Raw genomic sequence first — 16,136 nt, 5'->3', positions numbered from 1 at the left:
CTCGAGATTATTATCATGCATGAAAGCGGTGGGTAAAGTTCAGTTTTGTTGGTCGCACAACAAGTCTAACTTTTCTTCACCGCTTTCTCATTTCTACTATGCCCTCAACAGCAATCCGTGAAGAGCCAAAAAAAAGCCCGTGCAGTCACGGGCTTTCGGAGGCTTACATCATTCCCACTCGACGCTCAACCGCTGTCCCAACCTATTGATCCAAAAAGACTTTTTCGAAATCTAGCTCTGCAATACCATCGCCGGTGCCAGCGGGGAGTTACGGCTCGATTGAGGCCGCGTACATGGATTCAATCACATCATCTTACACCCTGTGGGCGACGATGCAAAGCCGTGCAGATTTCGAACCGGCTTCGGTAACATGCGATGACGGTCTCGGCAGACTCTTCGAAACAGTGATGTCAGGCGCTGGCTGAACGGCTTTGCAGGCCGTTCGAAGGTCAATGAAATCAATGGCTTGGCATTTTTCCTACTTTCTCACCTACCGAGTCGATATTCTTGGCATTTTCTGCCAAAAGATCAATTAAAATTAGCTACACATTTCATTAAGTCTCGGATCCAAATCAGACATTCCAAAGACTTGCATTTCATAACATGGCCGTTTCCTCATGTGCACTGTCCCTACAGATTGAAAATCTGCCGGGCTAATGTCGTTCGAGTGGACGAACCGGGCGTTTCCTTTGAGAAAATCCCAGCTTATTCAGGCCCAACTTTCACTATTATGCAGATAATGGTGAAAAACATTGGCCGTCAGCCAGCCGCGCCCCCCATCACCCAACCATAAACTTTTAGGTCTAGTTCTTCGATTCCTAATAAGTGGTGTAGAACTTTCTTAGAGCCGACCCGCCGCAACTTCAATTCTACAGTCCGAAGGTCTGAAGTAGACATGTAAGAAAGCCAGCCTTTGTAATAGGCAACTAGCTGGCCCTCGAGCATACTCAGGTCGCCTGATTCAGGCGCTAGGAAATACTTATGCCCTACTGCGTTGCGAAGCACCACTACTGATAACTCAGAGCCCATGTAGCATTTCTCGCACACAAAAATCTCCCAAGGGAGAGTTCCGTATTTTTCATAAAACGCCTCTTCACCAGCTGCTCCATTCCATTTCTGGATGAAATCGTACTCATCCTGACTACGCAAGTCCGCATGCGTAAGAGCGATTGGGGCGTAAGCACCATCGACTTCGGCGAACTCAGTATGAATACACGGATGCTTCGGCCAAGGAGGTCCAAGCTCATCAAAAAAAACTCTGCTGCCGTGAACGTTCTGGTAGAAAAATACGGGAGCACGGCAAACCGGACACTCAGCATTCGGAGTGACTAAGCGCGCAGTTATGCCGACGTGAGCACGTGCCTGCTTCAGCAGATTCTCATTGAGATAGGAATCGGAATCACGGCTCCAATGATCTCTTTCAACCAGGTGCTCGTCAACCCAATGAATGTTCCCATTTACACTACTCCGCCAAAATCCGCTCCGTCGAAAAACCGTCATGACATCCCTCTCAATTCGACACCCCGACGCTGAAGAACGAGGTTAGGTTTACCAGTAGCATCACCGACAAATGACTAACGCTCTAGCGCAGCCATACAGAACGGGTTGCATATTAGGACCAAGCTTCGCCAAACGCTTCCGCCTGCTTCGATACCATTTCCACTGCCTGCCCCTGCTGGTCCGGCGGATATTTGTATTTTCTCAGAATACGCTTCACCATCAAGTGTACTTTACGAAAATAAGGCCGAGCACAAGGTACATGTATTCGGCAGCGTCTATCTTGGCGCGCAGCTTGTCAGCAGTGGCCAAAAGTATTTTTTTGATATCGTCGAGCATCAGGAAGTTTGGCTATTTAGCAAAAACATATTATGACCGTAGTCGAGTTCCATGTGGGAATATGGTCCGATGTCTATCGAAGCGAAGCGCAAGAAAGAACACCCCTCCCAGACGTCAGCGCCGGAGATTGGTCAATTTTCGGTCGGCGCCAACACATGGCCCAGCCGACCATCTTGCGTGCGTACAGGTCGAGTACGACAGCAAGATACAGGCAGCGGAACCGGTGCGAATGTAAGTAATGTCCGAACGTACGCCATGTTGGGAGCGGGCGGACGCCTGAACCGGCCCGGGATTTTGAGAGGCCCCCTGGTTTGAGTCAGGCCGAGACGGCTTGACCCGAAAGTTGACGATAGTAATTCATTTCAGCTTCAGCCGGCGGGATGTGGCCGATTGGCTCCAGCAGTCGGTGATGATTGAACCAAGATACCCATTCCAGCGTAGCCAATTCGACGGCTTCGCGTGTCTTCCAGGGAGCGCGGCGGTGGATCAGCTCTGCTTTGTAAAGCCCGTTAATGGTCCCAGCCAGAGCGTTGTCGTAGCTGTCTCCTTTGCTGCCGACGGACGGTTCAATTCCGGCTTCGGACAGGCGTTCGCTATAGCGGATCGATACATATTGCGACCCGCGATCACTATGGTGAATCAAGGCATCATCACGTTCCGGCTGGCGGGCGAACAGGGCCTGCTCGAGCGCATCGAGCACGAAGTCAGTACGCATCGAACTGCTGACGCGCCAGCCGACGATGCGGCGCGCAAAGACGTCGATGATGAAGGCAACGTAGACGAAGCCTTGCCAGGTCGACACGTACGTAAAATCGGACACCCACAGCTGGTTAGGGTGATCAGCGCGGAACTGGCGATTCACCCGGTCCAGCGGGCATGGCGCTGCCGTATCGCTCACCGTGGTGCGCACAACCTTGCCGCGAATTACTCCGCGCAGCCCGTCGCGCCGCATCAGGCGCTCCACGGTGCAGCGCGCCACTTTGAACCGCTCACGCAGCAGCTGGCGCCAGACCTTTTCGGCTCCGTAGACTCGGAAGTTAGTTTCCCAAACACGGCGAATGTGGGCACTCATAAAGTCGTCGCGATGGGAGCGGGCGCAGCGCAGAGCCGGATTGCGTTGCAGGGCGGCGTGGCGCCAGTAACTCGAATGAGCAAGCTGCAATTGCCTGCACAGCCGCTCGGCCCCGTATGCACCTCGGTGCTGATCGATGAAGGCCATCAAGGCTTGAAGCGGCGGTCGAGTTCCGCCTGGGCGAAAAAAGCACTGGCCAAGCGTAAGATTTCATTCGTCTTGCGCATTTCCTTCACCTCGCGCTCCAAAGCACGGATTCGTTCTTGCTCTGCAGAGCTTGGCCCGCCACGCAACCCGGCATCGCTTTCGCGTTACCGGACCCAGCGCCGTAGCGTTTCAGGTGTGCAGCCGATCTTGTTGGCGATGGACGTGATGGCGGCCCACTGCGAGTCGTGCTGGCTGGCCGACTCCTCGACCATACGCACAGCGCGCTCCATCACCTCTGGGGAATATCGTGTCGATTTCTTGTTCATGGCTCCATTCTCTCAAAGATTGGAGCCTCCCAGATTTCCGGGCCGGTTCAGAATCGACAATTTTCCATTAGATAACTATCAATTTGACAACCTCAAGCATTTTATGTCAAAAAATCTACGGCAAAGCGGGCTGTCCCAATTCTTGAAGAAAAGCATTATGTTTGTCCCGTGCGGATTTTATATCTTCCTCTATTCTCACAAGTTCAGTATTAACTACTGATAACTTGATTTCCGTGTCCGTGATGGTCGTGCTGATGTAGCGAGAGATATTGAGGTTGTATCCTTCCTCGGCAATTCGCTCCATCGAAACCCGCTTGGAATAGCGCTCCTCCTCGTTTCGGGATCGGTAGGTGTCGATGATCTTGGCAATGTGCTCATCCGTGAGGCGGTTCTGGCGTTTACCTTTCTCGAAGTTTTCCGGGCCGCTAGCGTTTATGAAAAGCACGTTGTCAGGCTTCTTACACTTCTTGAGCACAAGGATACAGACCGGGATGCCCGTGGAGTAAAATAGATTGGCGGGCAGGCCGATGACGGTGTCGATGTGACCGTCATTGATCAGTTTGGTGCGAATGCGCTCCTCCGCACCGCCTCGGAAGAGCACACCGTGGGGCAAAATGATGGCCATCACTCCTTCGTCTTTCAGGAAGTGGAAGCCGTGCAGGAGAAAGGCAAAATCGGCGGCGGACTTAGGGGCGAGGCCGTGGTTTTTAAAACGCACATCGTCGCCCATCGCGTCGGTGGGGTCCCACCGGTAGCTGAAGGGCGGATTGGCAACGATAGCGTCGAAGTAGGGCTTCTTGGCGGGGTTGAGTTCGCGCAGGAGGTCCCACTCGTTGGTCAAGGTGTCGCCGTGGTAAATCTCGAACTCCGTATCCTTCACCCCATGCAGCAACATATTCATGCGGGCGAGGTTATAGGTGGTAATGTTCTTTTCCTGCCCATAAATCTTGCCGATACCATTCGCTCCCATACGCTTTCGCACATTGAGGAGAAGGGAGCCAGAGCCGCAGGCGAAGTCAAGAACCTTCTCCAGTCGCAGCTTCTTGCCGGTGGCGGGTTCCTGGCTATCAAGCGTCACGATAGCAGAGAGAATGTCGGAAATCTGTTGCGGAGTGTAGAACTCGCCCGCCTTCTTGCCGGAACCGGCGGCGAACTGGCCAATCAGGTATTCGTAAGCATCGCCAAGAGCATCAATGTCGGTGGAGAATTCGGCCAAGCCCTCCGCGAGCTTTTGGAGGATGATACAAAGTTTTCCATTGCGGTCGGCATAGGTCTTCCCCAGCTTATGGGAGGCCAGATCAATTTCGGAGAACAGCCCTTGGAAGGTGCTTTGAAAGGAGTCATTCTCAATGTATTTGAAGCCGGCTTGCAGGATGTTGAGCAACTCCCCGTCCTGCCGTCGGGCCATGTTGGCGACGCTGGTCCAGAGGTATTCTGGCTTGATGACGTAATGTACCTTGCGCCGCATCTGCTTTTCAAATTCGACGACATCGTCAGGATTGTTCGCATACCAGAGGGCGAGAGGCACGCGGCGGTCATCGACTTCTAGCGTTGGGTAGTCCGTGCCCAATTCACGTTGGACCGCCGCCTCATAGTTGTCCGAGAGGTAGCGCAGGAATAGGAACGACAGCATGTAGTCACGGAAATCATCCGCATCCATCGCGCCCCGTAGTTGGTCGGCGATGTTCCAGAGGGTTTTGCCCAGTTGGGTTTGGTTTTGTTCGGTCATGGGGTAGGTGCAAGAGTCGGTGCGGAAGCCGCTACAGCTTGTGGTTTCTTCAAAATTTCCGGCAGGGCGAATTGGAATTCAGTTACGAAATCTTTGAGAATGCGTCGAAAGAGGTCTTTGGTGTCGTCGCCCATCTCGGTAGGTTCTTGGACCGCAAATTTTCCGTGGCTGAGCAGGTTGAGGGCGCGATTGTACAGCGCAGTATCATCCTCGTTGTTGAGAGCTTTAAGGCAGAAAGAAATATCTGAGTGACCAAAGAATGAGGCCGTCTTCTCCATTATGCTCCGCAGAGCATTGAAGTGGAACGTGAAGAGCCTCCCGGCGTTCGGCTCTGCGGCGTACTGTAGTTCAGCGAGAGTCGCGACGTGGTGGAAAAACGGAGTGTCCTCGGTGGCGCGAAGGGTATACACATTGTCACCATTTGGACGGTGAAGGAAGTAGCGCTTGTGAGTCACTTTGGGTTCTCCCTCTTTTGACCTGCCAATCTCATTACACATCACGTTGAAAAATAGGGCATGGTGGGATGAGAAGATGACTTTGATTGGGGCAGGCACACCGCTACTGTCCTTCCGACTGGCAGCGCGGCGCAGGAGTACGGCGAGGTCGCAGGCGACAGCGATGGCATTGTTGTCGTCAAGGGAGGAAACAGGGTCGTCGATGTAGAGAAATTTCACCCATTGGTAGGACTCCTGCCCGTCGAGCATACGCTCGCAGATGGCCATGAAGAGGCACCAGACGAAGATGTTTTGCTCACCCCGTGATATCTTAATGTTCTCCGCGTCGACTTTACGAAAGGTGATTTTCCATGCTTCGTAGTCAATATCGAACTCAAACTCGGCGTAACGACTGAGGTAGCCAGCGATGGTTTGGTCAAGAGCAAGCTCGTCAAGAGCCTTGAAGAACTTCGAGTTCTTATTTAGCCGGAGATGACGGTTACTGTCGCCTTCCAAATCGTTTTCCCAAGTGAATAGATCCTCAGTGAACGCGTTGAAGTAGAGAGTGTCGGCATTGCCCTCGGGGTTCTTCTTGGTCTTACGCTTGCCTGCATCCTTGAACTCCATGGAGAGCCTGGTCTTGCCGGTGCGGTTGTAAGCATAGAGAAGCAGAATAGTTGCTGGTTTATTAACTACTTTCTTTTCGGATTGGGTCTCGCGCTGGTTGAGATCATCGCGAAGACGGTTCACCAGGGTTCCTAAGCTTTGGTACATGCGGATGCCGCTCATGCATCAACCTCCGCCTGAGATGGAAAAAGCCGCTGCATCAGACCCTTCTTGTGGGTCTTAAAGGCGTCGAGTTTTTGGGTATGCGCGGTTATGAGGTCGTCAAGGCTGGTGAGGCAGTCGGCGATGCGTTGTTGTTCGGACCGACACGGAATCACCAGCTCATACGCCAGGAGTGAATCTCTGTTAACCTTTGGAATTTTGCTTCGGTCAGAATGCTTTATAGCATATTCAAGAAACCCCTCCGACCGAAGAAGATAAGCGAGGTATTGCCGATTCAATTTTTGATTAGAGGGCCGGAGCGGATAAATGTCGGCGCTACAAATTCCCTCGAAATCGGGGATAGCCACTTTGTTCAGCGCAGGACGAATCTTCGAGTAGAGAACATCTCGTCCATCGAAAAAATACTTTCCGCTAATAAGCCCAAGCTCTCGTGCTGTCTTCACGCCTTGCAGATCCCCTGTATGAGATTCAATATTTTCGCCGCCGATATGTGGCATGTCACAGTAAGGTGGCTTCGTCGGGTCAACTAGGCCGGATGCCACTTCCACAATTTCACCAAGGGTCTTTTCCTCCCACTCCACCGCATCTTGAAATTCGGGGAAACGGAAACGGGGTTGGGTTTCACCTTCAAGAGGGAAAAGCTGCTGCATCAGCCCTTTTTTATGGGTCTTGAGCGCGTCCAGCTTCCTGGATTGGGCCGCGATCAGCTCGTCCACGGAGCTCAGGCAATCGGCGATTTTTTGTTGTTCTTGGAGCGACGTTTCTCCCTGCGGAAGTGGCACCGGCAAAGCGAGCAAATCGTCCTCGTCTACGCTTAGCGAACCGTGGGCGCGGGCACCCACCTGGATGAATTTCCGCAACCACTGACCGTGCAGGTTTCCGATGAGCAGGTAATTCAGATATAGGGGTGCTGGCGAATCGCCCTTGATTCGAAAACAAGTGAAGATACTATTCGGCACAGCGGCAAGTTCGTCACCGGAATACAACGCAATGAACCCTTCGGGATACTCCTTGGTGGCGCTCTTGTTATAGGCGAAGTCATTCTTTTTTAGCAAGAGGTAGTTCTTGTATGAGCTTCCAGCGATGACCCGCCCAAATTTCTCCATCTGGCTTACCAAGCCAACGCCGGAGGTAATGCTCATGGGGATGCAGGTGTTATCACCAACTTTCTCGGTGCTAATTGCAGCCACCGTGCCTAGTGTTTGTGTTTTCCACGCTCCAGCATCCCGGAACTCCGGAAAGCGCAGCTTGGGGACCAGTGCGGGTCGGCGGTCTATTTTCATGTTGATCGCTTGCGCTTTATTGTTCATACGCGCTGAGTCCCGAGATGTCGCGACCTTGGGCACGTTTGTGCAGGAAGGGAGTGAGGTCGTCCATGAGAGCAAGTTCTTTTTGAGTGCGGGCTTTCCAGCCCAGGTTTAACGGGGCCATGAGGTTGCCCAACTGTTCACCATCGAAAATCATGCGTAGGATGATGTCGTCCACGAAGGCTTGCAGAGCGGCGGTTTCTAGGCCGTGGCGTTGGGCAAGCTCTGCGAGTTCCTGGGACTGCTTCTCGGTTTTGAAGCGCTGGTAGCCCTCGCGGATGGTCCCTTCGCTGAGGGCCTCGCCCGCTTGCAGGGTGGCGATGTACGCACCGATGTCTTCCCGTTCATCCAGGAACTTGGCGTCAGACTGGATCAGGCCGACGAGCTGCTCGCGGCTCATCTTCTGTTTCCCCGGTGTCTGCTCGGTGAAGCGGGCGATGAGGCCCATGATGTAATCGTAATCGATGACGGCGGAGGCGAAGAGGACGAACTCGAAATCCAACTGGTCCACGTCCGGGCTGGGTTTGTGGGTTGCTTTGCCCTGCTGGACCTTGAGGCGCTGGGCGGTTTCCAAATACGCGCCACGGAAGCCGAGCAAACTTTCCTTTGGCAGAATTTGCTCTATGGTGGCAGCGTTGTCGTCGGAGAGGTCAGTGTACTGATCGAGCTGGGTCTTGAGCCGCTGCACTTCCTTGAAGTGGTTGATGAAGCCGGCGCGGGCATCGTCGCCCTTAAGGTTGGGCACGGCCTCCGGCGCGCAGCTTAGGCCCTGGGATTTCATGAATGCGTCCAGTTCCTGCACCGCGACTTGCAGTTTTTCGATGACCACGGGGGCTTTGTCCACGAGCCAGATTTCCCGCTCTTTAGGCCCTGCATTTTCTCCAGAGAAGAGAGCGATGGCGGCATCCACGGCATCTTGCTGCTGGCGGAAGTCGAGGATGTTGCCGTAGGGCTTGGAGCCGTTGAGCACGCGGTTGGTGCGGGAGAACGCCTGGATCAAGCCATGATGCTTGAGGTTCTTGTCTACATAGAGCGTGTTCAGGTATTTGGAATCGAAGCCGGTGAGGAGCATGTCCACCACGATGGTGACGTCGATTTTCTGCGCATGGGGGTAGTCAGCGTTGGGCCATTGCTGGTCCTTGATGCGCTTTTGCACATCCTGATAATAAAGATCGAACTCGTTGACAGTGTGATTGGAGCCGAAGCGCGCGTTGTAGTCGGCAAGAATGGCCTTGAGGGCGGCTTTTTTCTTCTCGGGCTCGACGGCGTTGTCCTCCTTTTCCTGCGGCAGGTCTTCCTGAATCTGCTTTACATCGGCATCGCCCTCGGCAGGCGGCGAGAAGACACAGGCGATATTCAGCGGCTGGAAATCGGGGTCGGCGGCCTGTTTCTCGTCCTGGAGAGTCTTGAAAAGGGCGTGGTATTCGATGGCGTCATTGATGGAGGCGGTTGCGAGCAGGGCATTGAAGCGGCGTCCGCCAGTGGCGGTATTGTGCTTGGCCAGAATGGCGTCAACAATGGCGCGTTTGGCGAGGCTTTCGCCGGGCTTGGGCGCACCTTTCCCCTCGGGCTTGAAGTAGTCCACATGGAAGCGCAAGACGTTCGCGTCCTCAATGGCGTGGGTGATAGTATAGGCGTGTAGCTGCTTTTGGAAAAGGTCCACCGTGGTCTTGAATTGCCCCACCTCCCCCTCAAACTGCTTGGCGGTCGAGTTCACCTCAAAGATGGGGGTGCCGGTGAAGCCGAAGAGCTGGGCCTGTGGGAAGAATTCCTTGATGGCCTTGTGGTTCTCGCCGAACTGTGAGCGGTGGCACTCGTCGAAGATGAAGACGATGCGTTTGTCGCGAAGCGGCTCCAACTGCTCTTTGTAAGTTGATCTGCCATCCTTTTTTTGCTGCTTGTTGCGCTTGCTGTTTTCATCCAGCGCGAGGCCGAGCTTCTGAATAGTTGTGACGATGACCTTATCGGCATAGTCGTCAGAGAGGAGACGGCGGACGAGGGTTCCTGTATTGGTGTTTTCCTCCACGCAGCCTTCTTGGAATTTGTTGAACTCCTCGCGCGTCTGCCGGTCCAGATCCTTGCGGTCCACGACGAAGAGGCATTTTTCGATGTCGGGGTTGTCCTTTAGCAGCGTGGACGCCTTGAAGGAAGTAAGCGTTTTGCCACTGCCAGTGGTGTGCCAGATGTAGCCATTGCCACAGTTCTGGTGGATACAGTCCACGATGGCTTTGACCGCATAGATCTGATAAGGACGCATCATCATCAGTTTTTGCTCGCTGGCGATGAGCACCATGTAGCGACTAATCATCTGGCCCAGGGTGCATTTTACGAGGAAGCTGTCGGCGAAATCGTCTAGGTGGGCGATCTTCTTATTGTCTTCGCTAGCGAACTGATAAATGGGGAGGAAGCGCTCGTCAGCGTTAAAGGCGAAGTGGCGAGCGTTGTTGTTGGCGAAATAGTAAGTGCTGCCGCGATTGCTCACGATGAAGAGCTGGAGAAAGCAGAGGAGCGTCCGGCTATAACCATTGCCAGGATCGTTCTTGTAATCGACGATCTGTTCCATCGCCCGGCGCGGATTGATGCCCAGGGTTTTCAGTTCGACCTGTACAACCGGCACGCCGTTGATAAGGATGATGACGTCGTAGCGATGGTGGCTGTTGTCAGAGTTCATCCGCAACTGGTTGATAACCTCGAAGGTGTTTTTGCACCAGTCCTTGATATTAACCAAGGTGTAATTGAGCGGCGTGCCATCGTCACGGGTGAAGCTGTTGCGTTCGCGTAGCGTGCGGGCGGCAGTGAACACATCCGGGGAAATAATTCCGTCAAGGAGGCGCTTGAACTCGCCCTCTGTAAGGTTGACACGGTTGAGGGCTTCAAAGTTCTCGCGGAAGTTTCGCTCTAGCGACGCCCGGTCAGTGATGTCCGGGCGATAAGAGTACTTAAGCTCCACTAGTTTTTTGATGAAGCTTTGTTCAATTTTTTGTTCAGTCATTTCAGTCATTGATAGCGCTCTGAATCTTGTATGGAAATCACAGACTAGGGACCGTGGTGGCCAACAGCTGCGCCCCTAGGATTGTACTGCATCGCTCCCCATCGGACCGGTTGAACGAGAAAAATACCCAGCCTCAATATAAGAAAAACCTCTGTTAGCAGAAGGATCGAAACCAAACCAGGTAGAAAAGTGAAGCCGGACAACCCGGAAGTCGGTGACAGACAAAGGTCAAAGCAAGCTGGGAATTTTCCTCTTAGCGACTGGTCGGATATAGCGCGCCAGCGTCACGTCCGATTTGTGGCTAGTCTGTTCACGTATCTAATACGGCTGTAAGCAAATTGTCGCGGCTTCCGAGCAGTAGCCGGCCCTCAGGCTATGTCCCGCGACCATCTTTGCAGCCTCATCGCCCGCCATCATACGTACAGATGAGCCGCCGCTAAAATCCTCGCTCCTCCCAGATTCGCGCGCGCTCGATTTCCTCATTGAGCACGGCTATGTAGTCGGACAGCCAATCCTGGACTTTAGGATCGTTGGCCTCCGCCAGCCATTTGCGCGCAGCATCCCGATCTCTTCCATAACGATCGCTTGCGTTGCCGCTCCAAGCCCCCGTTCGAAAATGAGCCCGCATAGTGGCGCCGACATGCGGGAAGGCCCCGTAGCGTCGGACAAACTCTCGGGTGAGGTCTCCGGCCGCGCCGGCCTCCAGCGTTTTCGGCAACCCCTCCGCAATGCTTATGGCCCTTTCAGCGGGCTCCTCATCCACCCACTCAAAAATGTCCTCGGCTTTGAAGTGGAGAATTGCTTGCTTGAGCGGCTCCCCATAGTGCCCAACATCTCCTAGCCACATGCGGAAGACAAAGCCATGTTCGCCCAGCATCGCAGCCCCCACGCGCTTCCACGTTTCGCTAGGGTGGTCCTCGCAGATCTGGCCCGCTACCTTCGTGAGGCTCCCGCGATAGCCAAGCCCGTGAAACGCGCTCGCGCCCGCGAGAATAGCCTCAAATAATTCGAGATCGCGGCCGGGGAACTGAGCCCGGAACCGCTTCGCGAGCTTCCCCCAATAATGGTCGGGCATGGTGCCCGACGTCTTGCCCGACAAGGCGCCTATGGACAAGACTGAAAACGCCACATCCTCGTCATCCGCATTGGTCTCCTCGCCTTTGCAAAGGCCGCGATTGGCCATTTCTATCGAGACCTCATAAAACTTTTCGTAACGAAGCTCCAAGATCTGGCGAATGGCCTGTCTTGCTCGTTGTGCTCCAAGTGCATCGTTTGCAGGGTCATACGCCACGGACATCAGGCCCGCATTGTCTACCACACCGTCGCGATGAAGCGCGAGCAGCCGTTCGAAAATCCTATCTGACACGCCAGACCAGGCGACGCCCAACGCGACCCATCGCTGGGGAGCGCGCAACAACGCGTCCGCCAAGACTTCCCACCGAGCCAGGTCGGATGAAAAGACGCCGCGCAAATATCCGCTTAGAAAACAGGGAACCCCGTCCTCTCCAAACGCCGCCACATGAGACAACATCGCTTGGTCGAACCGAGCGTCCTTTGCCCCGCTTGCCACATCTTGGCCAAATTGAGCGACACGATACGCTCCGCTCTTGAACAGAGCGGGCAGAGACTTCGCGAGCAAATCCGAATCGCCAACCGCCTGCGGGGCCAGCGCTTGACGGATCGACTGGGCTGTTTTCGACGGATCGGCCCCATCGTCTTCGCCGTCGTCATCATCCCAGACCGTGCTGAGAACGTAGCGACGAAGTCGCTCCTCAAATGTGGCTCCATTCATCTCTGAACGCAGGCCAATCAGCTCATCGCGGACTGCGTCAGGCAGGGCTTCCGGTGAATACCGAAGAAGCGGGATCAAGAAACTAAGCGTCGCTTCGAAATTATGATCGGTCGCGCTCAATATTCGTAGGGCCGCGACGCATTCCTCATGCAGCACATTCGAGCGGAGCATATTATCGATGGCGCTGAGTATCGTCGCGTCTACCGCCCTTATCCACGCGCCGTCGCCGATCGCTCTTTTTTGCAGCAACTCCGACAACAGGGACCGCCAAGGTCCGATAAGCTCGTCCCACAATTCGGCCTGCCAAAATTCGATCCGCGCGCGCGAGCCTTGGAACTCCACGCCGACAATTCTGGTGTGCCCTCGTGTCTTGAAGGCTTTTTCCGCCGCCGCAAGCCCCAGGCTCCGGTCGAATGCCGTATCCGCGTTCAACAACTCCCTTATCATCGCGACGCGATCGACAAAGGCGGCTTGGGTCGCCGCGCCTATCGGCACGAATAGCTCGGCGAAGATGCCGCGAGCGTTGTTCGAGTTCGTCGATTCGCCTCCAAAGGACAGCCTTCCAAGTATCTTGGCCGCATAGCGGAAACAATTCTTCCAGACCGCAATGCGTGAGATCGCGAAAGCCAAATCCTGTCGTCCCTGCTCCAGCGACGACAGGTAGTCGTCGGGCCAGTCCAGTATGCCGCGCAACAAAGTCAACGCCGCTTCTGGATCCGCCTCCGCAAGAACGCCGACAAACTTCACGCCCACTTCGCCGGCCAAGAACTCGCGCTTCGCGAATAACCCTTTCTGCGGATGCAAAAGCTTCCTGACAACGTCCATTGCGGATGGCACATCATGCGCATGCGAGAACGGCCTCATGAACCATCCATAGAGGCTATCCGGCATCTCCGCGAGCATGGATTCGACATCCGCTCCAACGCCATAGTTCTCCCACCATCCCCGCCACAAGTAGACGCGAAGCGCCTTGGGCACGAGGCGGAGCGTGCGATCTCCTTGCACGATCCGGCGCTTCAAGTAGTAACCAACAATCTCATTGAACTTGGCTCGTGTGATGGACGGGTCAGCCTTTTCGACCAGGCCGGCGATGTAATCGGCTTCCTTCTCCACTGGATAGCGAAAGCCAAACTTCTCAAACAGTGCCAAATGGCGCAGGACCAGCCTCGCCTTGCCTCCGTCGGTCTCCTCGCCATAGCCTGAGATGAAACGGTCCCAGATCGGGACTGTGCCCGGCGTTCGAAGAACGTCCTCCGGGTGGTCTCGCAAATTTTCGCCCAGCGCGTGCGCCACCCTGGCCGAACCTTCGCACCACGCAGCCCAATTTATCAGGCCATCCCGCTCGCCGATATACGATCGCAAGATCTGCTCGATCTGAGGTGTCTCCAGCGGAGGCGCGGAGAACGTCGACATGCCGGCGCCGCCGCAATCGCCTGGGCCGTGGTCGATCGTGATCAGCTTCACGGCGGCCCGATTTTTCAGGCCGCGCCAAATCTGCGCCCGGTCCTTGTCGTCGCACTCATCTATCACGAGAATCAAGGAATACTCGCGGCCCGGCTTGAGCAGCTCGGTGAACAGGAGGCTGTTTTGGAAATCGCTGGCTTGCCGGACAAACATCGTGTTCGCCACGAGATCTGGCGCTCGCTGGATCGCCTCCAACACAAGCCTGCTCTTGCCAATGCCTGGCTCGCCAATCACGCGGACATGCTGCAAGCCCGGCTCGTCCAACGCGTCGAGCAAGGACGCGATAAAGCTGTCCTGGCTGGCGCCCAACTCCAACTGCGGCGTCATGTCCGCGCTGGTCGCCCATGCGGCGGTCGTTTGAAATGGAAGCATGCCCAGACCATTGGCGTCCAGGCATAGGGATGGGTGCAAGGACAGCGCGCCGACAATCTGGCCGGCACCAAGGCAACAGACTCGGGCATTATCAAAACCGCATTTGTCGAAGAACTGGCGCAGCCATTTTTCCGCCTCCGCTACGCGCTGAGAAGTGAGGTCATGTCCCAACGCGATCAAGCAATACATCGCGCCTCGCTCTAGACAGCGTCGCGTTTCGGCTCCAAGAGCTTCCAAGCTCGGCGGCTTCTCGCCGAACAGCTCTTTTCGGATTTCGGCTTCCTGCCAAGGCTTGAATGATTCTCCGGTCTTCACTTGGTAGTGGCTCTCGCCAGGGATCAACACCGAATCATGGGATTGGCCATCTCCCGCGACGCTCGCGTCGATCCCTCCGTCGGCCACGGTAATCGCATCCGAGATGACGATGCTATGGCGGGGGATCTTCAGCCGCCAGGCCTCGGCCCAAAGCAAGGCTCGCGCGAGACGGATGCCCTCCGCTGGTTGCAAAGCCAAGATGGACTCGACCTTCACTTCCGTCATGGATTTCGTCATCTCAGAACTCATGAAACTCCTTCTGGCAGCCCCTCGTGAAGGAGCAGTGCTTGTAGCGTCGGAAAAGAACAAGGCGCAGAACGCCAACGTGCGGACATCGCCGTAGTTTGGCAACTGATCCATATGTTTTCTAAAAAAAGTAGGCGGCCCGCATTTTTTGCCCGTCGTCACCAATATAAACTACTATTGATTGCAAAAAAACATCAAGCCTGTTCACCGAAAGTGCCCATGCAGATCCGGCAGCTCAAAATCAAGAACTTTCGCGGCATCTCCTCCAGATGGCTTTGGATCTCCCGCACGCTCAGTCCGCGCGCGTAGAGCGAGATGATTTTGTCGTCGAAGCCGGCCCAGCGCGTTTGGTTCTTGGCGACGATCTGCGGCTCGAACGTCCCCTGACGGTCGCGAGGAATGTCCAGCGGCAGCGCGCCGAAATCGCCCTTGAGGGTCTTGGCGCTATGGCCGTTGCGGTGTTGGTGGTGCCGTTGGTCACCTCGCCGCCCTTGTCGTAGCCCAGGTGACCGGTCATCTCGACCTCTAAGGCGCGCTCCACCAGCATCTTGGCGAGCTGCTTGGGCAGGCCGTTTTCAGGAAACCGGCTGGCGCGTGGAGGAGGCCCGGTTGATCGCCCCCTTCGCCAGTGTCAACGCCCCGGCCTTGCGCGCGCAACTCGACGCGCATGACTTGAAGATGCTGGCCAGCGCCAGCGCCCTGGCATCGTTGTCCGGCAATCGGCGAGAAGCAATGTGGGTTGCGGCGGTCAGCGCGCCGTCCAAGGGGCTGCTGAGCGAAGCGATCATTGAGGAACCAACCTTGGCCCTTGCCGCCATCGGACGCGGAGGAAGTGCTGGCCGATTACCGGCACCTCGGCCTGACGTTGGGCCGGCAACCTCTGACCTTCATGCGCAAACGCCTGCATGCTATGCGCCTCATGACGGCCCAGGTCCTGACCCACTACGACAACGGGCGCCTCGCTCGCGGCTGCGGCATCGTCATCGTGCGCCAGCGGCCGGAAACGGCTAAGGGCACGGTATTCATCACGCTGGAGGACGAAATCGGCAACGTCAACGTCATCGTATGGCCGGGGCTGGTGGAGGAACAACGGCGCGAGGTGATGGGCACCGCGCTGCTGGGTATGCACGGGCAGTGGCAAACGGCCAATAGCGTCCGCCATTTAGTGGCCAAGCGACTGGTGGACCTCTAAGGAAGCGCTGATCTATTCGCTTTCCTGGCAAGGCCAGCGCGCCGAATGGTCCACTGGCGAGCCGTTCAAGCCCATTTTTCGTCCGATTTCACGCGATGCTTCACATCTTTCTGTAATCAGGAC

Annotated in this window: 8 protein-coding genes, 4 pseudogenes and 1 other annotated feature; of the genes and pseudogenes, 1 reads left to right on the top strand and 11 read right to left on the bottom strand. The window is 55.4% G+C overall.

Annotated elements, in window-relative coordinates; translation table 11 throughout:
- Positions 1-759 precede the first annotated feature (759 nt).
- The 11 genes and pseudogenes from GTP77_RS28685 to GTP77_RS28640 all read right to left on the bottom strand — a co-directional run bounded on the left by GTP77_RS28685 (position 760) and on the right by GTP77_RS28640 (position 15,609).
- Positions 760-1,500, bottom strand: a complete 741-nt coding sequence (locus tag GTP77_RS28685) for a hypothetical protein (protein ID WP_161075564.1) — start codon at positions 1,498-1,500, stop codon at positions 760-762.
- A 112-nt stretch (positions 1,501-1,612) separates the two neighbouring features.
- Positions 1,613-1,732 (bottom strand): annotated as a pseudogene (locus GTP77_RS28680) (type I restriction enzyme endonuclease domain-containing protein); the annotation flags it as partial.
- Positions 1,726-1,836, bottom strand: a pseudogene (locus GTP77_RS30395) (type I restriction-modification system subunit M N-terminal domain-containing protein); the annotation flags it as partial. The pseudogenes GTP77_RS28680 and GTP77_RS30395, both read right to left, overlap by 7 nt.
- A 316-nt stretch (positions 1,837-2,152) precedes the next feature.
- Positions 2,153-3,381, bottom strand: a pseudogene (locus tag GTP77_RS28675) (IS3 family transposase).
- Positions 2,984-3,100, bottom strand: a sequence feature (AL1L pseudoknot). (Overlaps the previous pseudogene by 117 nt.)
- Positions 3,382-3,496: 115 nt before the next feature.
- On the bottom strand, positions 3,497-5,110 hold the full coding sequence (locus tag GTP77_RS28670; RefSeq protein WP_161075562.1) for a type I restriction-modification system subunit M: 1,614 nt from the start codon (positions 5,108-5,110) through the stop codon (positions 3,497-3,499).
- Positions 5,107-6,333, bottom strand: coding sequence for an AAA family ATPase (locus GTP77_RS28665; protein WP_161075561.1), 1,227 nt, complete (start codon positions 6,331-6,333; stop codon positions 5,107-5,109). Before GTP77_RS28665 ends, GTP77_RS28670 begins: the two co-directional genes overlap by 4 nt.
- The gene (locus GTP77_RS28660) at positions 6,330-7,643 is read right to left on the bottom strand and encodes a restriction endonuclease subunit S (protein ID WP_223149409.1); all 1,314 of its coding nucleotides are present in this window, start codon (positions 7,641-7,643) and stop codon (positions 6,330-6,332) included. Before GTP77_RS28660 ends, GTP77_RS28665 begins: the two co-directional genes overlap by 4 nt.
- Positions 7,633-10,632, bottom strand: coding sequence for a type I restriction endonuclease subunit R (locus GTP77_RS28655; RefSeq protein WP_187358886.1), 3,000 nt, complete (start codon positions 10,630-10,632; stop codon positions 7,633-7,635). Before GTP77_RS28655 ends, GTP77_RS28660 begins: the two co-directional genes overlap by 11 nt.
- 436 nt (positions 10,633-11,068) lie before the next feature.
- Entirely contained in the window at positions 11,069-14,812 is a 3,744-nt protein-coding gene (locus GTP77_RS28650) for a P-loop NTPase family protein (protein WP_161075559.1), read from the bottom strand.
- 266 nt (positions 14,813-15,078) lie between these two features.
- A pseudogene (locus GTP77_RS28645) lies at positions 15,079-15,395 on the bottom strand (transposase); the annotation flags it as partial.
- A gap of 1 nt (position 15,396) precedes the next feature.
- Positions 15,397-15,609, bottom strand: coding sequence for a hypothetical protein (locus GTP77_RS28640; RefSeq protein WP_161075558.1), 213 nt, complete (start codon positions 15,607-15,609; stop codon positions 15,397-15,399).
- Between the two features lie 20 nt (positions 15,610-15,629).
- Between GTP77_RS28640 and GTP77_RS28635 the strand changes: the two genes are divergently transcribed.
- Entirely contained in the window at positions 15,630-16,013 is a 384-nt protein-coding gene (locus GTP77_RS28635) for a hypothetical protein (RefSeq protein WP_161075557.1), read from the top strand.
- Positions 16,014-16,136: the final 123 nt, after the last annotated feature.

Origin of the sequence: Pseudoduganella aquatica (genome assembly GCF_009857595.1) — a bacterium.
Taxonomy (GTDB): domain Bacteria; phylum Pseudomonadota; class Gammaproteobacteria; order Burkholderiales; family Burkholderiaceae_D; genus Rugamonas; species Rugamonas aquatica_A.
The sequence above is the reverse complement of the archived record's forward strand: the minus strand, read 5'-3'. Positions and strand labels throughout refer to the sequence as shown.